This window comes from Sphingomonas aurea (assembly GCF_030678875.1).
GTDB classification, from domain to species: domain Bacteria; phylum Pseudomonadota; class Alphaproteobacteria; order Sphingomonadales; family Sphingomonadaceae; genus Sphingomonas; species Sphingomonas aurea.
Genome location: NZ_JAUUDS010000003.1, coordinates 120,285 through 143,231, shown reverse-complemented (window position 1 = coordinate 143,231; position 22,947 = coordinate 120,285). Strand labels below are relative to the sequence as shown.

Annotated in this window: 18 protein-coding genes; 6 read left to right on the top strand and 12 right to left on the bottom strand. The window is 69.5% G+C overall.

Annotation, left to right across the window (positions count from 1 at the left end; translation table 11 throughout):
- Nucleotides 1–18 precede the first annotated feature (18 nt).
- The 6 genes from glgX (at nucleotide 19) to Q5H91_RS08600 (ending at nucleotide 12,060) form a co-directional block, all read left to right on the top strand.
- Complete coding sequence (gene glgX / locus Q5H91_RS08625; RefSeq protein WP_305172985.1) at nucleotides 19–2,121, top strand: glycogen debranching protein GlgX; 2,103 nt, start codon at nucleotides 19–21, stop codon at nucleotides 2,119–2,121.
- Entirely contained in the window at nucleotides 2,118–3,818 is a 1,701-nt protein-coding gene (gene treZ, locus Q5H91_RS08620; RefSeq protein WP_305172984.1) for a malto-oligosyltrehalose trehalohydrolase, read from the top strand. Before glgX ends, treZ begins: the two co-directional genes overlap by 4 nt.
- The gene (malQ, locus tag Q5H91_RS08615) at nucleotides 3,815–5,797 is read left to right on the top strand and encodes a 4-alpha-glucanotransferase (protein WP_305172983.1); all 1,983 of its coding nucleotides are present in this window, start codon (nucleotides 3,815–3,817) and stop codon (nucleotides 5,795–5,797) included. The genes treZ and malQ overlap by 4 nt, the downstream gene beginning before the upstream one ends.
- Nucleotides 5,794–8,184, top strand: a complete 2,391-nt coding sequence (gene treY, locus Q5H91_RS08610) for a malto-oligosyltrehalose synthase (RefSeq protein WP_305172982.1) — start codon at nucleotides 5,794–5,796, stop codon at nucleotides 8,182–8,184. Before malQ ends, treY begins: the two co-directional genes overlap by 4 nt.
- A gap of 180 nt (nucleotides 8,185–8,364) precedes the next feature.
- On the top strand, nucleotides 8,365–9,492 hold the full coding sequence (locus Q5H91_RS08605; protein WP_305172981.1) for a YihY/virulence factor BrkB family protein: 1,128 nt from the start codon (nucleotides 8,365–8,367) through the stop codon (nucleotides 9,490–9,492).
- Nucleotides 9,493–9,576: 84 nt separating this feature from the next.
- Nucleotides 9,577–12,060, top strand: a complete 2,484-nt coding sequence (locus tag Q5H91_RS08600; RefSeq protein WP_305172980.1) for a TonB-dependent receptor — start codon at nucleotides 9,577–9,579, stop codon at nucleotides 12,058–12,060.
- 323 nt (nucleotides 12,061–12,383) lie between these two features.
- Here Q5H91_RS08600 and Q5H91_RS08595 read toward each other — a convergent pair whose 3' ends face one another.
- The 12 genes from Q5H91_RS08595 to Q5H91_RS08540 form a co-directional block, all read right to left on the bottom strand.
- Nucleotides 12,384–12,650 (bottom strand): hypothetical protein, encoded by a 267-nt coding sequence (locus Q5H91_RS08595; RefSeq protein ID WP_305172979.1) that lies wholly within the window; start codon nucleotides 12,648–12,650, stop codon nucleotides 12,384–12,386.
- Nucleotides 12,643–13,659 carry a chemotaxis protein CheB gene (locus Q5H91_RS08590; RefSeq protein WP_305172978.1) on the bottom strand — a complete coding sequence of 339 codons (1,017 nt, stop codon included), beginning with the start codon at nucleotides 13,657–13,659 and terminating at the stop codon, nucleotides 12,643–12,645. The genes Q5H91_RS08595 and Q5H91_RS08590 overlap by 8 nt, the downstream gene beginning before the upstream one ends.
- A gap of 24 nt (nucleotides 13,660–13,683) precedes the next feature.
- Nucleotides 13,684–14,118 carry a chemotaxis protein CheW gene (locus tag Q5H91_RS08585; RefSeq protein ID WP_305172977.1) on the bottom strand — a complete coding sequence of 145 codons (435 nt, stop codon included), beginning with the start codon at nucleotides 14,116–14,118 and terminating at the stop codon, nucleotides 13,684–13,686.
- Between the two features lie 11 nt (nucleotides 14,119–14,129).
- On the bottom strand, nucleotides 14,130–14,495 hold the full coding sequence (locus Q5H91_RS08580; RefSeq protein WP_305172976.1) for a response regulator: 366 nt from the start codon (nucleotides 14,493–14,495) through the stop codon (nucleotides 14,130–14,132).
- 11 nt (nucleotides 14,496–14,506) lie between these two features.
- On the bottom strand, nucleotides 14,507–15,121 hold the full coding sequence (locus Q5H91_RS08575) for a chemotaxis protein CheD (RefSeq protein ID WP_305172975.1): 615 nt from the start codon (nucleotides 15,119–15,121) through the stop codon (nucleotides 14,507–14,509).
- Nucleotides 15,118–16,143, bottom strand: a complete 1,026-nt coding sequence (locus tag Q5H91_RS08570; RefSeq protein ID WP_305172974.1) for a protein-glutamate methylesterase/protein-glutamine glutaminase — start codon at nucleotides 16,141–16,143, stop codon at nucleotides 15,118–15,120. The genes Q5H91_RS08575 and Q5H91_RS08570 overlap by 4 nt, the downstream gene beginning before the upstream one ends.
- 2 nt (nucleotides 16,144–16,145) lie before the next feature.
- The gene (locus Q5H91_RS08565; protein WP_305172973.1) at nucleotides 16,146–16,994 is read right to left on the bottom strand and encodes a CheR family methyltransferase; all 849 of its coding nucleotides are present in this window, start codon (nucleotides 16,992–16,994) and stop codon (nucleotides 16,146–16,148) included.
- A complete protein-coding gene (locus Q5H91_RS08560) occupies nucleotides 16,991–19,081 on the bottom strand; it encodes a chemotaxis protein CheA (protein WP_305172972.1) in 2,091 nt (696 codons plus the stop codon). The genes Q5H91_RS08565 and Q5H91_RS08560 overlap by 4 nt, the downstream gene beginning before the upstream one ends.
- Before the next feature lie 11 nt (nucleotides 19,082–19,092).
- Nucleotides 19,093–19,356 carry an STAS domain-containing protein gene (locus Q5H91_RS08555; RefSeq protein WP_305172971.1) on the bottom strand — a complete coding sequence of 88 codons (264 nt, stop codon included), beginning with the start codon at nucleotides 19,354–19,356 and terminating at the stop codon, nucleotides 19,093–19,095.
- 70 nt (nucleotides 19,357–19,426) lie between these two features.
- Nucleotides 19,427–20,845 (bottom strand): methyl-accepting chemotaxis protein, encoded by a 1,419-nt coding sequence (locus Q5H91_RS08550; protein WP_305172970.1) that lies wholly within the window; start codon nucleotides 20,843–20,845, stop codon nucleotides 19,427–19,429.
- 139 nt (nucleotides 20,846–20,984) lie between these two features.
- On the bottom strand, nucleotides 20,985–21,755 hold the full coding sequence (locus Q5H91_RS08545; protein ID WP_305172969.1) for a helix-turn-helix transcriptional regulator: 771 nt from the start codon (nucleotides 21,753–21,755) through the stop codon (nucleotides 20,985–20,987).
- A 194-nt stretch (nucleotides 21,756–21,949) separates the two neighbouring features.
- Nucleotides 21,950–22,645, bottom strand: coding sequence for a response regulator transcription factor (locus Q5H91_RS08540; RefSeq protein ID WP_305172968.1), 696 nt, complete (start codon nucleotides 22,643–22,645; stop codon nucleotides 21,950–21,952).
- Between the last annotated feature and the right edge of the window lie 302 nt (nucleotides 22,646–22,947).

Genomic DNA, 22,947 nt, shown 5'->3' with positions numbered 1-22,947 from the left:
CACGATCAGGGGGCCGACGTGACGACATTGCCTGACCGGCTCGAGGCCGGTTCTCCCTATCCGCTGGGCGCGACGTGCGTGGAGGGGGGCGTGAACTTCGCGGTCTTCTCCGCCAATGCCGAGAAGATCGAGCTGTGCCTGTTCGACAATGGCGGCAAGCGCGAGCTGGGCCGGCTGGCGCTGCCCGAATGCACCGACGAGGTGTGGCACGGCTTCCTGCCCGATGCGGGGCCGGGGCTGCTCTATGGCTACCGCGCCTATGGCCCCTATGAGCCCGAGCGCGGGCACCGGTTCAATCCGCACAAGCTGCTGCTCGATCCCTATGCCAGGAAGCTGCACGGGACAATCAAGTGGACCGACGCGCTGCACGGCTATCAGGTGCGCTCGAAGAAGGAGGACCTGTCCTTCGACAAGCGTGACAGTGCGCCGGCGATGCCCAAGGGCGTGGTGGTCGACGATCATTTCGACTGGTCGCAGGACCGGCGGCCGAACACGCCCTGGTCGGAAACCGTCGTCTATGAGGCGCACGTCAAGGGCCTGACCAAGCTGTTCGAGCTGGTGCCCCCGCAGGAGCGCGGCACCTACAAGGCGCTGGGCCATCCCAAGGTGATCGATCACCTGAAGCGGCTGGGCGTGACCGCGCTGGAGCTGCTGCCGATCCACGCCTTTACCCAGGATCGGTTCCTGGTCGAGAAGGGGTTGGCGAACTACTGGGGCTACAACACCCTGTCCTATTTCGCGCCCGAGCAGCGATATTTCGCGACCGACAGCCAGGACGAGCTGCGCCGCGCCGTGCGCAAGCTGCACGCTGCCGGGATCGAGGTGATCCTGGACGTGGTCTACAACCACACCTGCGAGGGGTCGGAGAAGGGGCCGACCCTGTCGTGGCGCGGGCTGGACAACGCCACTTATTACCGCGCGGTGAAGGACGATCCGCGCTACTCGATCAACGACACCGGCACCGGCAACACGCTGAACACCGACAAGTCGCGGGTCATCCAGATGATCGCGGACAGCCTGCGCCACTGGGCGACCAGCTATGGCATCGACGGCTTCCGGTTCGATCTCGGCCTGACGCTCGGCCGGACGGAGACGGGGTTCGATCCGGGCCATGCCTTCTTCGACGTGCTGCGGCAGGACCCGGTGCTGGGTCGGCTGAAGCTGTCGACCGAGCCGTGGGACATCGGCCCGGGTGGCTACCAGCTGGGCAATTTCCCGCCGGGCTTCGCCGAGTGGAACGACAAGTATCGCGACACGGTGCGCAAGTTCTGGCGCGGCGACCCCAGTCAGCGCGGCGATCTGGCGGCGCGGCTGTCGGGGTCGGGCGACCTGTTCGACCGGCGCGCGCGGCGGCCCTGGGCGAGCGTCAACCTGCTCGCCGCGCATGACGGCTATACGCTCTACGACACGGTCGCCTACGAGCAGCGCCACAACGAGGCGAACAAGGAAGACAATCGCGACGGCCATTCGGAAAATTACAGCCGCAACTGGGGCGCCGAGGGCGAGACGGACGACGCGGGCATCAACGCGACCCGCGCGACGGTGCAGCGGTCGATGCTGACGACGCTGTTCGCCTCGCTCGGCACGCCGATGCTGGTGGCGGGCGACGAGTTCGGGCGGACGCAGGGCGGCAACAACAATGCCTATTGCCATGACGACCGGATCAGCTGGCTCGACTGGTCGAAAATGGACACGCCCGAGGGCAAGTCGCTGTTCGACTTCACCAGCCGGCTGACCGAATTGCGGCGGCGCTATCCGGTGCTGCGGTCGAAGTCGTTCCTCTACGGGCAGGATTCGCCGGGTGAGGGCGTCAACGACATCGAATGGTGGGACGAGCGGGGCGCGCAGCTGTCGGCAGACGACTGGAACAACCCCGAGGGCCGGGCCTTGGTGATGCGCCGCGCGGTGAAGCTGGACACCGGCGAGGTCGAGGCGGTGACGCTGCTGCTGAACGGGTCGGAGGACGAGATCGCCTTCCGCCTGCCGCCGCCCGAACATGCGAAGCGGATCGTGCTGATCGACAGCACCGATCCAACCGTGCGCGATGCCGAGGTGGAGGACGAGTATCGGCTGGGCGCGCACGGCGCCGCGCTGATCGCGTGGAAGATCGCGGCGGCATGAGCCGTTGGGGCGCGGAGCTGGTCGAAGGCGGTACGCGGTTCCGGCTATGGGCACCCGATGTTCAGGCGGTGACGCTGGAGATCAACGGGCGCGGCCCGCAGCCGCTCGACGCGGCGGGCGAGGGCTGGTTCGAGGGAACGGCGCCGGTCGGGGCGGGTGCGCGCTATCGCTTCCGCATCGGCGACATGGGCGTGCCCGATCCCGCGTCGCGCGCGCAGGACGGCGGGGTGAATGGATGGAGCGTCGTCGTCGACCCGCACGCCTATGACTGGCGCAGCGCCGACTGGCGCGGCCGGCCGTGGGAAGAGACGGTGATCGAGGAGGTCCATGCCGGGCTGCTCGGCGGCTTTGCGGGGGTGGCGGAGCGGCTGCCGGGGCTCGCCGCCTGCGGGATCACCGCGGTGCAGCTGATGCCGGTCAATGCCTTCGGTGGCACGCGCAACTGGGGCTATGACGGGGTGCTGCCCTATGCCCCGGCCGAGAGCTATGGCACGCCCGACGACCTGAGGGCGCTGGTCGACCGCGCCCATGAACTGGGGGTCAGCGTGTTCCTCGACGTCGTCTACAACCATTTCGGCCCGGACGGGAATTACCTGGGCGAATATGCCAGTGCCTTCTTCCACCCCGAGGTGCAGACGCCCTGGGGCGGAGCGGTGGCGGTCGACGAAGCGGCGCCACGCCGCTTCTTCATCGACAATGCGCTGATGTGGTTGCGGGAATACCGGATCGACGGGCTGCGCTTTGATGCGGTGCACGCGATCGCCAACGATCCCTTTCTCGACGCGATGGCGGCGGAACTGCGCGCCGCGGTCGACCGGCCGGTGCATCTGGTGCTGGAGAACGAGAAGAACGATGCCGACCGGCTGGCGCCCGGCAAGTACGACGCGCAGTGGAACGATGATTTCCACAACGTCCTGCACGTCCTGCTGACCGGCGAGGATCACGCCTATTACGCCGACTTCGCGGAGGACGCGACGGCGCGGCTGGCGCGGTGCCTGTCGCAGGGCTTCATCTACCAGGGCGAGGAGTCGGTGAACCATCCCGGCACGACGCGGGGCAAGCCGAGCGGACACCTGCCACCGACCGCGTTCGTGTCGTTCCTGCAGAACCACGACCAGATCGGCAATCGCGCGCTGGGCGAGCGGCTGACGGTGCTGACCGATCCGGATCGGCTGCGCGCGGCGACGCTGCTGCTGCTGCTCTGCCCGCAGATCCCGCTGATCTTCATGGGCGACAGCGGCGGATCGCGGACGCCGTTCCTGTTCTTCACCGACTTCCATGACGAGCTGGCCGACGCGGTGCGCGAGGGGCGGCGGGGCGAGTTCAAGGGATCGCCGGGCTTCGACGATCCGGACGCGCGCGAGCGGATTCCCGATCCCAATGCGGCGCAGACCTATGAGCGGTCGCGGCCGGGCGACGGCAAGGATGCGGCGGCCTGGGCCGCGCTCTATCGCGACCTGCTGGCGGTGCGGCGCGAGGAGGTGGTGCCGCGGCTGAAGGGCGCGATGGCGGACGGGGCCGATGTGATCGGCGACAAGGCGGTCTGCGCCCACTGGCGAATGGGCGAAGGCGCCCGGTTGAGCATCGCGATCAACCTGGGTGACGATACGGTCGAGGTGTCGGGCGAGACGCCGCTCGCCACGATCGGCGTGCCGGGTGCGCCGGCGAGCGCCACCGCCTGGCTGCGCGCGGCATGAGCGCCCTCCACCAGCTGGCCGAGGCGGCCGGCCTGCAGGTCGACTGGACCGATGCCGGCGGACAGGCGCAGCGGGTAAGCGACGACGCGCTCGTACGCGTGCTTGACGCGCTGGGCTACCCGGCCGGGGATGACGGCGCCATCTCGGACTCGCGGGCGCGGCTGGCGGAGGAGCGGGCAAGCCGGCGCGGCGCGTTCGTGTCTACCGATGTCGGAGCTGAACTGCACCTGCCGGATGCGCGCGGCGTGCTGGTGCTGGACGACGGCACGCGGATCGACGTCGCGGGCGGAGTGGTGCCGGCGGTCGACCGCCCCGGCTATCACCGGCTGCTGACCGATGACGGCGAGGTGACGGTTGCGGTCGCGCCGGCGCGGTGCTTCGCGGTCGGCGATGCGGCGCCGGGTCGGCGGGTGTGGGGGCCGGCGGTGCAGATCGCCGGGCTGCGCGACGCACGCGACACGGCGTTCGGCGACTTCGGCACGCTGGCGCGGACGGCGGCAAGCTTCGGCGAAAAGGGCGCGGATCTGGTCGGGGTCAGCCCGGTCCACGCGCTGTTCCCCGCCGATGCCGGGCGATACAGCCCCTATGCGCCGTCGAGCCGGCTGTTCCTGAATATCCTCTACGCCGATCCCGCGATCGTCGGGCTGCCGGTGACGGGTGAGGACGCGCCTGACCTGATCGACTGGGCCAGCGCGATCCCGCAGCGGCTGGCAAAGCTGCGCGCCGCCTATGAGGCGCGGCCGGATGCGGTGCGCGACGCGGTGGCGGCGTTCGCGGAAACGGGCGGCGAGGAGCTGCTGCGCCATGCGCGCTTCGACGCGCTGCACGCGCATTTCCTGCCCGATGGCGCCTATGGGTGGCAGGCGTGGCCAGAGGCATTCCACGATCCCGCCGGTGCTGCCGTCGCCGAATGGGCACGGGCGAACCGCCAAGAGGTCGACTTCTACCTGTTCTGCCAGTGGCTGGCGGACCGCAGCCTTGCCGAGGCGCAGAAGGCGGCGACCGACGCCGGCATGGCGCTGGGCCTGATCGCCGATCTGGCGGTCGGCATGGATGCCGGCGGCAGTCATGCGTGGAGCCGGCCGGAGGACCTCATCACCGGCCTGTCGATCGGCGCGCCGCCCGACATCCTGGGGCCAGAGGGGCAGAACTGGGGCATCACCGGCTTTTCGCCCCAGGCGCTGGCGGCGCGCGGGTTCGCGCCATTCCGCGCGACGATCCGCGCCGCGCTGGCCCATGCCGGCGGCATCCGCATCGACCATGCGATGGGATTGCAGCGGCTGTGGGTGGTGCCCGATGGCTGTTCGGCGGCGGAGGGGGCGTATCTCTCCTATCCGGTCGACGACATGCTGCGCGTCCTGGCGATTGAGAGCCACGCCGCGCGCGCGGTGGTGATCGGCGAGGATCTGGGCACCGTGCCCGAGGGGTTCCGCCCGCGCATGGACGCGCGCGGGATGCTCGGCATGCGGGTGATGCCGTTCGAGATGTGGGGCGACGACCTGATCCCGCCCGACCGCTACAATGCGCAGGCGGCGGCGATGACCGGCACCCATGACCTGCCGACGATGGCAGGCTGGTGGTGCGGGCGCGACATGGACTGGGCGGAGAAGCTGGGGCGCGGCCGCCCCGACCACGCCGCCAACCGCCGCGAGCGCGAGGCGCAGCGGGCGGGCTGGTGGCGCAGCTTCACCGCCGCCGGCGTGGCGAGCGGCGAGCAGCCGGCCGTCGACGATCCGGAGCCGGTGGTCGACGCGGCGATCGGCTTTGTCGGGCAGACGCCGTGCGACATCGTCATCCTGCCGATCGAGGACGTGCTGGGGCTGGTCGAGCAGCCCAACCTGCCCGGCACGATGGACGAACATCCCAATTGGCGCCGGCGCATGCCCGGCGACACGGCCGCGCTGCTGGCGAGCGAACCCGCCGCCACGCACCTCGCCACGATCAACGCCACCAGATTGAATGGGGCCCGAACCCGATGACTCCGCGCGCTACCTATCGCCTGCAGATGCACAGCGAATTCACCTTCGCCGATGCGACCGCGATCGTCCCCTATCTGGCCGATCTGGGGATCAGCCACGCCTATCTGTCGCCGATCACCGTGGCGACAAAGGGCTCGACCCACGGGTACGACGTCGTCGACCCGACCCGGATCAACCCGGAGCTGGGCGGCGAGGAGGGGTTCCGCGCACTGGTCGCGGCGCTGCGCGAACATGGCATGGGGACGATCATCGACATCGTGCCGAACCATATGGGCGTCGCCGGCGGCGAGAATGCGTGGTGGAACGACGTGCTGGCTAGGGGGGAGGCAAGCGAGTTCGCCGGCGTGTTCGACATCGACTTCTCCCGACCGATCGTGCTGCCGGTGCTGGGCGATCCGCTGCCCAAGGCACTGGCCGACGGGGCGATCGCGATCGAGGGAGACGAGGTGGTCGCTTACGGCGAGCATCGCTTCCCGCTGCGGCCGAAGGATCATGGCGTCGGCGCCGTCGAGGGCGAGGATCTGGCGGCGCTGCTCGACCGGCAGCATTACCGGTTGGCCTGGTGGCGGACCGCCGACGACGAGCTGAACTGGCGGCGCTTCTTCACGGTCAACGAGCTGGCCGGCGTCCGCGTCGGGCAGGAGCCGGTGTTCGAGCGGACGCACGCGCTTTTTTTCCGGCTGTGGCAGGAGGGGCTGATCGACGGGGTTCGCATCGACCATGTCGACGGGCTGACCGATCCGGCCACCTATTGCCGCCGCCTGCGCGCGCGGTTCGACGCGATGTCGCGAGCGGACGGCGTGCCGGCGATCATCTGGGTCGAGAAGATTCTGGGCGCGGGCGAGCCGCTGGCGGCCGACTGGGGCATCGACGGGACCAGCGGCTACGACTTCATGGAAGAGGTCGCAGGCTTGCTCCACGATCCGGCGGGCGAGGCACCGCTGGGCGAGGCATGGGCGGCGTTGAGCGGGCGCAGCGCCGACTTCGCGCCCGAGGAATTGCAGGCGCGCCAGGACGTGCTGGCGTGGCAGTTCGAGGGGCAGCTGAAGGCGTGCGTGCGCGCCTTCGTTGCGCTGGCGGAGTCCGACCCCGATAACGTCCTGACGCCCGAGATGCTGCGCCGGGGGATCGAGCGGCTGCTGTGGGTCTTCCCGGTCTATCGCACCTATGGCACCGGCGACGCCGCGCCCGCCGCCGACGCGGCGATCCGCGCGCAGGCGCGCGAACGGGTCGCACCCCTGGTGCCGCCGGGCGAGGACTTCGTCGTCGATGCGGTGCTCGGCTGGCTGGCGGGTGAGGGGCCGGGCGACGCCGCGCTGGCGGCCGAGGCGGTGCGGCGGTTCCAGCAGCTGTCCGCGCCGGTCGCGGCCAAGGGAGTCGAGGACACCGCCTTCTATCGCTACGGCCGGCTGCTCTCGCGCAACGATGTCGGCTTCGATGCCGGCCGCTTCGCCGGGTCGACCGAGGATTTCCACGCAGCGATGGCGGCGCGGGCGGAGGAGTGGCCGCGCGCGCTGCTCGCCACCGCGACCCACGACCACAAGCGCGGCGAGGACGTGCGCGCGCGCCTCGCGGTGCTGAGCGAGGTGCCCGAGCTATGGCTGGAGCATGTCGCGCGGTGGAACGGGCTGGCGGCGGACGCGCTGGAGGGAGTCGATCCGGCCGACGCGTACATGCTCTACCAGATGCTCTACGCCGCATGGCCGGTGGGGCTGGAGACGACCGACGCGCCCGCGCTGCGCGCTTTTGCCGAGCGGATCGTGGCGTGGCAGGAAAAGGCGCTGCGCGAGGGCAAGCTGCGCTCGTCCTGGGAGGCGCCGCAGGAAGAGTATGAGGCGCTGTGCAAGGCGCTGGTCGAGCGGCTGCTCGATCCGGCGCATGCGTCCGGCTTCCTCGATGACCTGACGGTCTTCCGCACCGCGACCGCCGCGCCGGCGCGCGCGAACATGCTGGCGCAGGTGGCGCTGCGGCTGACCGTGCCGGGGGTGCCGGACACCTATCAGGGGACCGAACTGGCGGACCTGAGCCTGGTCGATCCCGACAACCGCACGCCGGTCGATTACGACGCGCGCGCCGCCGCGCTGTCGGCCGGGCGGGAGTCGAAGCTGGCATTGATCGCGGAGCTGTTGGCACTGCGCCGCGAGCGCCCGGCGCTGTTCGCCGTCGGGCGCTATGTGCCGGTGGAGGTTAAGGGGGAGCGGGCGGACCACGTCCTCGCCTTCCTGCGCGAGGATGGCGAGGCGCGGCTGCTGGTCGCGGTGGCGCTGCGCATGGCCGCTGGCGGCGAGCCGGGCTGGTGGGGTGACACGGCCGTGATGGTCGACGGCGCGGAGCGGCGGGCGGTAACGCTGTTCCGGACGCGGACGGTGGCGGTGGCGTTGCTCTGACGCCTTCTCCACCTCGTCATCCCCGCGTAGGCGGGGATCCATAGACGCTGACGTTCGAGGCTAGAGGCGACAGCTTTGCGCGTCTGGATCCCCGCCTACGCGGGGATGACGGTTCGGGCGAGTGGGAACACCGCTGCGTGCACCGGCGTTCGACGGGAATAACCAAGGGGGAACAACGACATGGCTGGCGACACGACGGCCGGGCGGGCGGCGGGCGCCGACGCCGACAGCCCCTGGGGCATCCCGGCAGCGGGGTGGAAGGCGGTGTTGCTGCGCGCCTGGAACGAGGCGGGGGAGGACAATATCGGGCTGATCGCCGCGGGCGTCGCCTTCTACGCGTTCCTGTCGATCGTGCCGCTGCTGGGCGCGGTGGTGATGCTGTACGGGCTGGTCGCCGACACCGCGACGGTCGGCGCCAATGTCGCCGCGCTGACCGAGGTGATGCCGCGCGAGGTCGCCCGGCTGATCGGCGAGCAACTGCTGCAGGTCGTCACCACGTCGGGCGGGGCGAAGGGGTTCGGGCTGGTGATCGCGCTGGCCCTCGCCCTCTATGGCGCGATGAGCGGGGCGGGGGCGATCGTGACCGCGCTGAATATCGCCTATGAGGAGCATGAGGATCGCGGCTTCATCCGGGTGAAGCTGGTCGCGTTGGCAGTGACCCTGGGGGCGGTGGTGCTGGTGCTGGCGGCGATGACCACGGTGGCGGCGGTCGCGCTGCTCGACGACCTGCTGCCGGGCGTGCCGGGCTTTGTGCGGGGAGCGATCCGGTTGACGAGCTATCTGGTGCTCGCCGGGCTGGCGGCGGCGGGGGCGGCAAGCCTGTACCGCTTCGGCCCCGACCGGGCGCACGCGCGCTGGGTATGGCTGACGCCGGGATCGGTCGGCGCGACGCTGATCTGGCTGGCGATGACGACGGGCTTCGGGCTCTATGTCGCCAATTTCGGCAATTACGACGCGACCTATGGCTCGCTGGGGGCGATCGTGGTGATGCTGACCTGGCTGTCCTTGTCGGCCTATGTCTTCCTGCTCGGTGCCGAGCTGAACGCGGAGCTGGAGCGGCAGACCGGGCGGGACACGACGACCGGACCGCCACGCCCGCGCGGCAACCGTCATGCCGCGGTGGCGGATGCGCCGGCGGGAGGCGTGTCCCTGCCGCGCGAGCGGGCGCCGGTGGTGGCGAAGCGGACGGGCGGCGGCACGCTGCTGCCGGCGCTGGTCGCGGCGGCGGGGCTGGCGCTGCTGCGCAAGGGGCGCGGCTGGGGGATCGCGGTGGTCGGGCTGGCGCTGGTCGCGGGGCGACGGCGATGACCGGGCACAATTGTGCGACAATTGGCTGATAGCGGCGCCGGCGAACATGGGAGTGACGGCGTAATGCGGGCGATCGGGTGGTTGATGACGGCGGGTCTGGTCCCCGCCTCGGCCGTGGCGCAGCAGGCGCCCCAGCCTTCGTCTCCGCCGGCCGCCTCCCCGGCCCAGGCGACGCCCGCCCCCGCCACCGAGGACGAGGAGGACGCGTCGGAGGCAGGCGACATCGTCGTCACCGGATCGCGCACCCCGCCGGGGTCGGTGATCGGCGACATCCCGCCCGACCAGACGCTGAGCCCGGCCGATATCCGCTCCTACGGCGTCAGCTCGGTCAACGACCTGCTGACCGAACTCGCGCCGCAGACCACCAGCGGGCGCGGCGGCGCCCCGGTGGTGCTGCTGAACGGCAAGCGCATCTCCGGCTTCCAGGAGATCCGCGACATCCCGACCGAGGCGATCCAGCGGGTCGAGATCCTGCCCGAGGAGGTCGCGCTGAAATATGGCTATACCGCCGATAGCCGGGTGGTGAATATCGTCCTGCGCCGCCGTTTCCGCGCGGTGACCGGCGAGTTGCAGGACCGTGTCGCGACCGAGGGCGGGCGCCACCTGCCCGAGGCGGACCTGGACCTGCTGCGCATCCAGCGCGACGGGCGCGCCAACCTGCACCTGGAATATGAGGGCGCGACCGCGCTGCTCGAATCGGAGCGGAACATCGCCGCGGCGACCAGCGACGATCCCGCCAACCCCGGCTTCGACCAGCGTCGGTTCCGCACGCTGTTGCCCTCCAGCCGCAACCTGAGCGCGAACGCGATCTACGCGCAGCCGCTGCTCGGCACCTCGGCGACGTTCAACGCGCGCGTGGAATCGACCGATACCAAGGGGCTGTTCGGACTGCTCGATCCGTCGTCGACCTCGCCGCTGGTGCAGGATCGCGACGAACTGACCGTGCATCTGGGCAGCACGGTCAATGGCAATTTCGGCCAGTGGCGCTGGTCGTTCACCGGCAATTACGACCGCGATCGCACCGATACCGCGACCCAGACGAGCGCGGGCGCGGCCGATCCGCTGGCGGTGGCGACCAACCGGGCGCGGTCGGTATCGACGCGCGGCGGCGGCGACTTCCTGCTGAACGGATCGCTCTTCCAGCTGCCCGCAGGGACCGCATCGACCAGCATCCGCATCGGCGCGAGCACCAGCGATCTCGACTCCCGGTCGGAGCGGTTCGGCGTGGTCCAGGTCGCCGGCATCGCCCGCGACGTCGCCAGCGCCCAGGCCAATCTGGACCTGCCGATCGCCAACCGCACACGCGGCGGGCTGGAGGCGCTGGGCTCGCTATCGGCGAACCTGAACATGGAGGTGGAGCAGCTGTCGGACTTCGGCACGCTCATCACCACCGGCTATGGGTTGAACTGGTCGCCGATCGAGGGCGTGCGGCTGATCGGATCGGTGACCGACGAGGATCAGGCACCGAGCGCGCAGCAGCTGGGCGGCGCGACGATCGTGACGCCGGGCGTGCGCGTGTTCGACTATGTCCGCGGCACCACCGCCACGGTGACGACGGTGACCGGCGGCAATCCGCTGCTGACCGAGAGCAACCGCCATGTCGAGAAGCTGGGGTTGACGCTGAAGCCCTGGACCGACCGCGACCTGAACCTGACCGCCAATTTCGTCCGCACCGCGGTCGACGATCCGACCGCGACCTTCCCGGCGGCGATCGCCGCGATCGAGGCGGCATTCCCCGACCGCTTCACGCGGAATGGCGACGGCCAGCTGATCCGGCTCGACACCCGGCCGGTCAACTTCGCCCGGACCGAGGAGTCGCAGCTGCGCTGGGGCATCAACTTCTCCAAGCCGCTGAAATCGCGCATCCAGCGCGAGCTGGAGGCGTATCGTGCCGGCACCGGCCCCAATCCGTTCGCGGGCCTGCGTCCGCCCGGCGGTGAGCGCCCGCCGGAGGGCGGGCCTCCTCCCGCCGAGGGACGGCCGGGCGGTGGCGGCGGACCGCCGGGCGCTGGCGGTGGCGGCCGCGGGCCGGGCGGGTTCGGCGGTGGCGGCTTCGGCGGGCGTGGCGGCGGTCCGGGTGGCGGCGGCGGACGGTTGCAGTTCGCACTCTATCACACCTGGCACTTCACCGATCGGGTGCTGATCGCGCGGGGCGGGCCGAGCCTGGACCTGCTGAACGGCGACGCGATCGGCGCATCGGGCGGCCAGTCGCGACATGAGCTGGAAGGGCAGGCCGGCTATACCAACAACGGGCTCGGCGCGCGGCTGTCGGTGAATTACCGCACCGCGACCGAGGTGAATGGGCTGAGCAGCACCGATGCGCTGCGCTTCGGCGCGCTGGCCACCGCGAACCTGCGACTGTTCGCCGATCTGGGTGGGCGGCTCGACTGGGTGCGCGCGCATCCGTGGCTGCGCGGCGCGCGGGTGTCGGTGTCGGTCGACAATCTGTTCAACCGGCGCCAGCGGGTGACCGACGCGACCGGCGCGACGCCGGTGAGCTACCAGCCGGACTATCTCGATCCGCTGGGGCGGACGGTGCGGGTTTCGGTGCGCAAGCTGTTTTTCTAGGGGGCGCGACATACACTGTCGTCATCCCGGCGAAAGCCGGGACCCATGGATACGGAACATCGGACGTTGCGTAATCCACTCACCCGCCCGCAACCATGGGTCTCGGCCTTCGCCGGGATGACGGTCGGATGGAGGATGTTACCTCTACTGCACAGTCGCGCAATTCGAGTGTGATCCACCGAGACTGAAGCACCTCCCCGGCGAAGGCCGGGGTCCAGTTGGGAGGATGGTGACGAAGCGCGTTGCACGTCGTCACGACAGCCTTCCCAACTGGGCCCCGGCCTCCGCCGGGGAGGCGAAGTGGCTGGTTCAGTCCGAGTGGATCACACTCTAGCCGTCAGCCGTTCGCGCAGCGCGTCCAGCCGGATCGCGCCCATCGCGACCTCGGGTTCGGCGCGGCTGCGCAGCAGGGTGGCGACCTCGGCGATCACCTGCGCCAGCCGGTCGAAGCATTGCAGCGGCTCCGCATGGCGCGCGAACACCGCCGGGTCGAGGCACAGCGACACCGCCGCCTCTTCCAGCGACGCCTTCACCGCCTCCAGCTCGCCCGCGAGCGCGTCGTGAAACGAGGGCGCCGGCCCGTCAGCCACGGCACATGTCGAGCACGGTGGGGGCGATGTCGCCGAGCTTGATCGGCTGGACCGCCATGCCCCGACCCATTTCCAGCTGGTCCGAACCATCCTCGGCCGGCGCGACGGCATAGCCGCGCGCGCTGCGCAGTGCCGCAGCTCCCTGGCCGCCATCCTCGCCGCCGGCCAGCATCACGCCGATGGTCTGGTCGGCCGCGGTCTTGGCCAGCGTGGCCAGCATCAGCGATATCGACGGGCGCTGGCCGGCAAAGGGCGGCTTGTCGAGCAGGCGGATGGTGCCGCCCGGCCACTGGTCGACATAGACATGGGTCGGGCCGGGACGGGCGAAGACGACCATGCCCTGTTCCAGCTTCAGCCCCTCGGTCGCCTCGACCACCTTGGGCGCGATCGCGTCGGACAGTTTGGCGATCATGCCGTCGGCCAGTTCGGGGCGCATGTGCTGGATGACGATCACCGGCGGACCGTCGGCGGGCCAGCCGGCGAGCAGGTCGAACAGCGGCTTGGTGCTGGCGACGTCGCAGCCGATCGCGACCAGCTTGCCGTTCCACTTGAACGGCGCGGTCGACGCGGGCTTGGCGGCCTTGGCGGTGCCGTCGTGAAGGGCGGCGAAGCGCTTGGGCGCGTCCTTCACCGTCTTGGCCAGCTTGCCGATCGCGGCCTGCACCTCGTCGGGCGTGGCGCGGGTCGGCTTGGGATAGCAGTCGAGCGCGCCCAGGCGCAGCGCCTCGATCGAGCTTTCGGCTCCCTTGGCGGTCAGGGTCGAGAACATGACCACCGGCATGGGGTTCTTCTCCATGATCTCGGCGAGATATTCGAGGCCGCTCATCCCCGGCATTTCGACGTCGAGGGTCATGACCGTCGGTTTCAGGTCGATGCACATCTGGCGCGCCTCGTCGGCGCCGTCGGCGAGGCCGACGACCTGGATGTCCTTGTCCTTTTCCAGCATGCCCGCGACCAGCGCTCGCATGGTCAGTGAGTCGTCGACGACGAGTACCTTGGCCTTGGCCATATCAGTTCCTTGGGTAAATCAGGGTCATGCAGCGTCCGCGAGCGGCGGGGCGAGCCGGTCGAGGTCGAGGATCAGGATCATGCGGTCGTCGACCGTCGCCAGCCCTTCCAGCAGGGCGGCGGCCTGGCTGGAGCCGACATCGGGCAGCGGCTGCATGTCTTCGGGCCGGATGGTGACGATGTCGTTGACCGCGTCGACGATCACGCCCTGCAACTGCTCGCCGATCCGGACGACGATGATGACGTGGCGCGTCGTCGGGTCGGTCAGGCCCCAGCCCAGCCGCATGCGCAGGTCGAATACCGGCAACACGACGCCGCGCAGGTTGACGACGCCACGGATATGCGCAGGCACATTGGGCAACGGGGTCGCCGGCGACCAGGCGCGGATCTCGCGGATCGCCATGATGTCGATGCCCAGCGACTGGTCGCCGAGTTCGAAGGTGATGAGCTGGCGGGACATGGACCTACCTTTCAGACGAGGACGCGGCGGACGGCCGCAGAGAGCTTGACGGGGTCGAACGGCTTGACGATCCAGCCGGTCGCGCCGGCACTGCGCGCGCGCTGCTTCTTCTCGTCGGAGAACTCGGTCGACAGCACCAGGATCGGCAGATTGCCCCAGCGATGGTGGCCGCGCACCGCCTCGATCAGTTCGAACCCGTCCATGCGGGGCATGTTGATGTCGGTGATGACCAGGTCGGGCTCGGCATCGTCGATCCGCTCCAGCGCATCGACGCCGTCCTCCGCGGTTTCGACCTGATAGCCTTCGCCCGCCAGCGCGTGGCGCAGCAGCGCCCGCATGCTGGGGGAGTCGTCAACGGTCATGATCGTTCGCGTCATGGTGCCTTCCTTCAGAACAGGTCGAGATCGCCGCTGGCCACGGCGTGGACGGGGGCGGAAATGGGAGCGGGGCGGCGGGGGGCGGCCGGCACGGCGTCGCGCACCAGCTTGGCGCGCGAGCGACCGAGCGCGGGCTGGAAATCGATCCGCCGCGCCGAGTTGCCGCCCAGGTCGCGCACGATCAGCGGGATGCGATCCTGCTGGAGGAAGCGGACCGCGAAGGCGGCATTGTCGCTGCCGATCGCGCGCATCCCGGCGTGCAGGTTGGCGCCGCCGTACAGGTGCGCGCGCAGCCGGTCGCGCCGGGCGCCGTGGCGGAGCATGTCGTTGATGAGCAGCTCCATCGCATGGACGCCGTAGCGGTGCTGCGCGGCGGGATCGACGACCTGCCCCGGCTGCGGCTCGCCCAGCAGGAAATGGTTGATGCCGCCGACCTTCGCCTCGGGATCGTAGAGGCAGGCGGCGACGCAGCTGCCCAGCACGGTCGAGAACATGATCTGCGGATCGGCGGAGACACCGCGATCGCCCTGGATGATGCCGATGTGGCGGAAGCCGTCGGCGCGCAGGGCGCCCGGCTTCGCGCCCGGCTTCGCACCCGTGCCGGCGATGCCGACCTGCGCGTTCATGCCGCCATCTCCATCGCGGCACCGGCGACGCGACCCATCGGCAGCTGCTGCTCGACCGCGCCGATGGCGTGGGCGGCGGCGGGCATGCCGAAGACGACGCTGGTCGCCTCGTCCTGGCCGATGGTCCGGGCGCCGGCGCGGCGCATCTCGAGCAGGCCGGCGGCGCCGTCCTGGCCCATGCCGGTCAGGAGGATGCCGACCGCGGGCCGACCCAGCCGCGCGACCGAACGGAACAGCACGTCGACCGAGGGACGATGGCCGCTGACGGTATCGCCGGCATAGAGGCGGATGCGCGGCGCACTGGTACCGACGATCTCCATGTGCTGCTCGCCACCCGGTGCCAGATAGACATGGCCGGGTTTCAGGATGGTGCCGCTGCGCGCCTCCTCGACCTTGGGCGGGCAGAAGCGATCGAGCCGATCGGCGAAGCTGGCGGTGAACAGCGCCGGCATGTGCTGTACGATCACCGTCGGCGGGCAATTGGGCGGGAAGCCGCCGATCACCTCGAGCAGCGTCTCCACCCCGCCGGTCGAGGCGCCGATCGCGATCAGCCCCGCACCGCCCGCCGCCGCCGTCGCGATCTGGCGGCGCTGCTGGGTACGCACGCCCCGGTTGGGGCAGCGGGCGGCGGCCTTCACCATCTGCGCCAGTGTCGTATCCTCGCGGATCGTCAGCAACGACGCGGGCTTGGGGAAGCATTCGAACGCCCCCGCCGCCAGCGCGCGCACCGTCGCGGCCGCACCCCGCTCGGTCATCGACGAGACGATGACGACCGGCATCGGTCGAAGCGCCATGATCTTGTCGAGGAAATCCAGCCCGTTCATTCCCGGCATCTCGATGTCGAGGGTCAGTACGTCGGGATCGAGCGTCTTGATCTTCGTGCGCGCCTCCATCGCGTCGGCCGCCTCGCCGACGACCTCGATCGCCGGGTCGCGGCGCAGGATGGCGGAGAGCAGGCCACGCATCGTCGCCGAATCGTCGACGATCAGCACGCGAACGGGGGCGGGGGGCTTGACCGACATCGTCAGCCCCGCCGCCGGTAGATGGTGTTGCCGGCCGGCTCGAACGCGTCGGTGGCCGGGCCGATGACGCGTTCGGAATGGCCGATGTACAGGAAGCTGCCGGGGGCGAGCAGCTCCGCGAACCGCTCGATCAGGCGCGCCTTGGTCGGTTCGTCGAAATAGATCATGACGTTGCGGCAGAAGATCGCGTCGAACTTGCCCTGCATCGGCCATGGGTCGAGCAGGTTCAGCTGACGATAGGCGATGATCCGCTTCAGCTCGGGCGCCATGACCATCTGGTCGCCCTCCATCGTCGTCCAGACGCGGCGGTACCGCTCGGGCACGTCCTTCGCCATCTCGCCCGGATAGCGACCCGCCTTGGCGACCGACAGGACGTGCGGCGCCAGGTCGGTGGCGAGCATGGCGACATCGCGCTGCACCAGCCGGGCGCCGGCGGCACGATTGTCGCCGAGCAGCGTCATCGCCAGCGAATAGGGCTCCTCGCCGCTGGAACTGGCCGACGACCAGAGCCGGACCGGCCGGCCACGCTCCGCCGCCTCGATCAGGCGCGGGCGCAGGGCCTGAGCGAAATGGTCGAAATGATGGTTCTCGCGGAACAGCTTGGTGTGATTGGTGGTGAGCGCGAAGATCGCCTCGCGCCGAACCTGCGCGTCCGACTGCATCAACTCCACGAACTCGCCGAAACCCGACAGCCCGCGCTTGCGGATCTGCTTGGCGAGCCGAGAGTAGACCAGCTGGCGCTTGCCATCGTTCAGCGTGATGCCCGCGTGCGCATGGGTGATGCGCGCGATGGTCGCGAAGCTCGCGGGATCGAGCGTATAGTCGGCGGCGGAATGGGTCATCACGCTCATGCCGCGAGCGCCCGGTAGCTGTCGCCACGGTGGCGCTGGACCAGCGTCTCGACGTCGAGGATCAGCGCGACGCGTCCGTCCCCCAGCACCGTCGCGCCGGCGAGGCCGGGCACCGGGGCGTAGTTCGCCTCCAGGCTCTTCACCACGACCTGGCGCTGGTCCTGGATGCCGTCGACCATCAGGATCGCCTGGCCGGCATCGGTTTCCACCACGACCAGCACCGATTCCGTCGGCTCGACGCACGCCTCGGCGACGCCGAGCAGCCGCCCGACCGACAGGATCGGCAGATAGGCGCCGCGCACGTCGAGCACGCCGGCATCGGGGCCGAAGCCGCGCACCTCGCCCGACTGCGGGCGCAGGCTCTCGACGATGTGCGCCAGCGGAATGACATAGGTCTGGCCACCGACGCTGACGACCATGCCGTCGAGGATCGCCAGGGTCAGCGGCAGGGTGAGGGTAAAGGTCGATCCCTTGCCGAAGCGCGAGGTGATGCCGATCCGGCCGCCCAGCGCCTGCACGTTGCGGCGGACCACGTCCATGCCGACGCCGCGGCCGGAGATGTTCGACACGGTCGCCGCGGTCGAGAAACCGGGGGCGAAGATCAGGTTCTCGATCTCCTCGTCCGACAGGTTGGCGTCGGGGGCGATGATGCCGCGCTCCACCGCCTTGGCGCGGACGCGGGGCAGGTCGATGCCCTTGCCGTCGTCGGCGACCGAGATGACGATCCGTCCCGAGCGGTGTTCGGCGGCCAGGCGGACGACGCCCTCGGCCGGCTTGCCGATCGCTACCCGTTCGTCGGGCATCTCCAGTCCGTGATCGACGGCGTTGCGGATCATGTGGGTCAGCGGCTCGCCGATGCGCTCGACCACCGTCTTGTCGACCTCGGTCATCTCGCCCTCCACCTCCAGGCGGACGCGCTTGCCGGTGCCGGCCTCCAGCTCGCGGATGATGCGGGGCACGCGGTTGAAGACCGATTTCACCGGCTGCGCGCGGATCGACATCGCGCTGTCCTGCAACTCGCGGGTCAGGTGGTCGAGATCGGACAGCTCGTCGATCGTGCCGACGCCGTGCAGCGACAGCCGCTGCGCCAGCATCGCCTGGGTGATGACCAGCTCGCCGACCAGGTTGACCAGCCGGTCGAGCTTGTCGAGTTCGACGCGGATGGTGGGCGACGGCGCGGCGTTGCGATCTTCGGTGGCCGGAACCGCGACGGGAACGGGTGCCGCAGCGACGGGCGGCGGCGGCGGGGCGACAGGCGCGACCGGCACGGTTGCCACTGCCACCGGCTCGGGCACGGGTTCGGGCTCCGCCTCGTCGGCACGGGCGATGACCAGGGTACAGCTGTCGGCAACGAAATCGAAGATCGCCTCGATATCATCGCGCGATACGGCGGCGGGCAGCATGAAGGTCCAACCGATCCAGCACTCGTCCACCGCGAGCGCGTCGAGCAGCGGCAACTGGGTCTGATCGAGCGCGACGACCCGGCCGCCCATCGCTTCCATCTCGCGGAGCAGCGGCAGCGGATCGCCGCCATTGTCGAACGCGCCGCGGCCGGGGCGGAAGGTGACACGCCAGTCCGCCTGGGGCGCCGCCGGCGCGCCGGGCAGGTCGATCGAGGCGAGCAGCGCGTCGAGGTCGAAGTCCATCGGCTCCTCGGCCGGCTCGCCTGCGTCCTCTGCGGTGGCGGCGTCGGCAGGCGCGGCGTCGGCGGAGCCGTGGGCGACGGCCTCCAGCCGCTCCAGCACCGCCGCATCCGCGGGGGCGGGGCCGCCCGACTGCGCGGCGGCGACATGGTCGCTCAGCACGTCGAACGCGGCGAACAGCAGCCCGATCAGCTCGGGCGTCGGTGCCCGCTCGCCGGTGCGCAGCAGGTCGAGCACGGTTTCGAGATGGTGCGAGAAGCTCTGAAGCGCATCGAAGCCGAAGGCACCGGCGCCGCCCTTGATCGAGTGGACGGCGCGAAAGATCGTGTTGATCGTTTCCGGGTCGGGCGCGGCGTCGCGCGCCTCGGCGAGGTTGGCTTCGACCGTTGCCAGCCCTTCCTCGCACTCCTGGAAGAAGATCGCCTGAATTTCGTCGAGTTGCATCGGCTGATTCCTTAGCGATCGGATGCGAGAAGCACGGACGCGCCCGCGGTTGCGACGGCGGCGGCGAGCGGTGCGCTGGCCGGGGCGATGGTGAGCGCGTGACCGCCCGCCGCAGCGGTGGCGCGCGCGCTCAGCAGCAGCTGGATTCCGGCCGCCCCGATCCGCTCCACCAATCCACCGTTGATCGTGATCGCTCCCGTCGCCGCGCGCAGCGTCTCGGCGAGCGCCACGGCGGCGGCGAGGTCGACCACGGCTGGCAAGACAATGGCGGTCATCGATCAATCCTTGGATCGGAGAAGCGGAGCGGGGGTGGGCAAAGGTGCGACGCGGCGGCCGCGGGACCGGTCAGAATTTCGACCAGTCGTCCTCGTCCGGCTCGACCGCCAGGGCCAGGGCGCCGCGGGTCTGCGCGCGCGGCTTGGCGACCAGCTTGGCAGGCGCGGGTGCGCGGGGAGCCTGTGGCACGAACGACACCGGCGCCGTGGCGCGGCTCTCGCCGGCCAGCCGGAACCGTGCGACGTGATTGGCCAGTTCGTCCGCCTCGCTCGCCAGGCTGCGCGCGGCGGCGGTCGACTGCTCGACCATCGCGGCGTTCTGCTGGGTCACGTTGTCCATCTCGCCGACCGCGGTGTTGACCTGCTGAAGGCCGGCGGCTTGCTGCTCGGCAGAGGCGGCGATGGCGGATACCAGCGTGCTGATCTCGTTGATCCGGGTAACGATCCGCTCCAGCGACTTGCCCGTCTCGCCGACCAGCTCGACCCCGTTCTCGACCTGCTCGGAGCTGGCGAGGATGCGGGTCTTCACATCCTTGGCGGCGTCGGCCGAGCGCTGTGCCAGCGCGCGGACTTCGGAGGCGACGACGGCGAAACCCTTGCCCGCGTCACCGGCGCGGGCCGCCTCGACACCGGCGTTCAGCGCCAGCAGGTTGGTCTGAAAGGCGATGCCGTCGATCACGCTGATGATCTCGGAAATCTCCTGGCTGGACCGCTCGATCCCGCCCATCGCGGTGACGGCCTGGCGAACGACGCGGCCGCTCGCTTCGGCATCGTTCTTCGCCTCGCCGACGACCGCATTGACGCGGGCGGCGCCGGCCGCGGTCTCGCGGACGGTCGAGGTGATCTCGTCCATCGATGCGGCGGTTTCCTCCAGGCTGGCGGCCTGCTGCTCGGTGCGGTGCGACAGATCGTCCGACGCCGCGCTGATCTCGGACGAGGCCGTGCGGATGCCGGTCGTCGAGCGGGTGACCGCGGTCAGTGCATCGCTCAGCGCGTCGACGGCGGCGTTGAAGTCGTTGCGCAGCTGGGCATATTCGGCCGGGAAGCTCTGATGAATCTGGCTCGACAGGTCGCCCTGTGCCAGTCGGCCGAGGCCCTCGCCAAGCGAGCGGACGATCAGGTCCTGCGCGGCGGCGGCGGCGGCGACCGCCTGGGCGTTGTCGCGGAACACGCTCATCGCCTTGGTCATGCGGCCGACGCAGTCGCCATGGTCGGAATAGCCGACCGGGCTGGTCAGGTCACCCGATGCGAGGCCCTCCATGCGAACGACGGTGTTGACGTAAGGGGTGGTGACCAGCTTGGAGGTGACGATGCCGCTCAGCGCCGTCAGCGCCACCATGGTACCGCCGATCGCCAGCGCCTCGGTGCCGTGGCCGGCATTGGCTGCGACGATCGCGCCCAGCGATACCGAGGATAGCCCCGTATAGCCGAACAACATCACCCGGAACTTCGCCCGGATGGGTGCATCTTTCTCGAACCAGGTAATCACGTCCTGTCTCTCCTTACCCGTGATGCGGACCCAGGAAACTCTACTGTGCCGCTGACAGGCCGCTTTCGGGCGCAAAAGGTGAAGGAGACGGAAAGGGTGATTAGAAAGGCATATTCCTCTTAAAGAGACAGCCGAATATTTATGAATCCTGCCCTTCGGCACGGAACCGGCGGGGCGTCATGCCGATTTCGCGGCGGAAACACCGGGCGAAATAGCTCTGATCGTCGAACCCGCAGGCATGGGCGACGCTGGAAATCGGCCGGCGCGCATTGACCGGATCGACCAGCAGGCGGCGTGCCAGGGTCAATCGCGCGGTGAGGATCGCGTGCGAGGTCGTGGTGTTCACTCGCGCGAACAGCGACGACAGGTGGCGGGCCGATACCCGCATCAACGCGGCAAGCTCCGCCACGCCGAAATCGGGATCGGACAGGTGGGCGGCGATCAGCACCTGTGCCCGCTCGATGGTGGCGGCATCGTGGCTGGTCAGGCGGATATCGACGACCTGTGCCGCGAGCCGCGCCGCCAGGTCGGTCAGGATCTCGATCAGCCGCGCCTCGACCAGATCGTCGCCCGGCTCGCTACGGCCGAGTTGCAACCGGGCGGTGTCCTCCAGCATCAGCCAGAGCCGCTTGACGACCATGGCGAGGTCGGAGCCTCCATCCATGGGAACGCCGACGAACCGCTGGCGGTCGTCGATCCGCGCACCGATCCGCCGGTCGCCGAGTTCCAGCAGTCGCGCCGACCAGCCCGGGCCGCCGTCGCAGGCGAGTGGCAGCGAGCGGTCGATGATCGCGAGGTCGCCGTCTCGCAGCTCGAAATCGCGGCCGGCATGCTGGATGCGCAACGCGTCGGTCGTCCACAGCAGGGCGAAGCCATGGGCCGGTTCGAGCGCAGGCGAGGTTGCGCTCAACGGAATGGCGGACCAGCGGCCAAGGCGATTTGCGCCTGGGCGAACAACCGGCGGGATGTCGGCAGCCGGCGCGATGCGTATACGGTATGACATCCGCAATCGTTATCATCCGATTCGGACCGGTCCTATACGTAGCTTTGCGTAATATCCTAAAATAGTTGTCGTACAACTTCTCGACTAACTGGACAAGTCTGTCAAGTATCCGGAAACCCCGCCGTAAATGCGACGCGGATCAGTTCGGCCAGCGAGCGGGCGTTTAGTTTGGCCATTAGCTTGGCACGGTGGATTTCTACCGTCCGGGCGGAAATTGCGAGATCGTGGGCGATCGCCTTGTTCGAGGAGCCTGCGATCAGTCGGGTCAGGACGTCGCTCTCCCGCGGGGTCAGCGCGTCGATGAGGCCGCGCGCCTCATGCACCGCCACCACCTGCTGCCGCCACCGGGCGAGATATTGCCCGCCGATTTCGATTGCGGAGCGGAGTGCGGCGGCGTCGGCAGGCTTTTCGAGGAAATCGAGGGCACCCGCCTTCATAGCCGCGGTGGCACAGCGGGCATCGTTGCGACGGGTCAGGATGATGGTGGGCAGTGCGCAGGGCAGTTCGGTCAGGCGGCGGAGCGCGGCCAGTCCGTCGAACTCGGGGCGGCACAGGTCGGCCAGGACGCAGCCCGCCTCCACGTCGTCGAGCTCGGCGAGGAAAGACGCGGTCGAAGGCCAGCAGCGCAGCCGATAGCCATGTGACTGGACCAGCGCTTCGGTTCCGGCGCGATCGTCATCATCGTCGTCGACCAGATGGACCAGCGGCTTCGCCCATTGTGCCTGGGTCGCTGCGGCATCGCATCGTCCAGACCACTGGATTCTGACGGCGAATGGGTAGTTATCTCTATTGAACACGGGTCCACGTTCCGAACAGTGGCCGTCGCGGAATGGCTAGAGGCGAGGGGCGCCAGCGTGCGTCGAGCGGCAAGGCGGAGGTGTAAGCACATTTGAAACCGGTGTCATGAACTGTCCCTCCCGATTTCGTTACAAATCGGTAGGCCGTAAAGAACCATGGGTCCGGCATGCATCCCGCTTAATGCATGTTGGAGAGCTTGCCCAGACGTTACGATGCAACACTTTAACATCTGTTGTGCAGATGGCGCATTGTTCTACTTTGAGACAGGATAACTGCTAAAACTATCCCGCATGAAAACCGG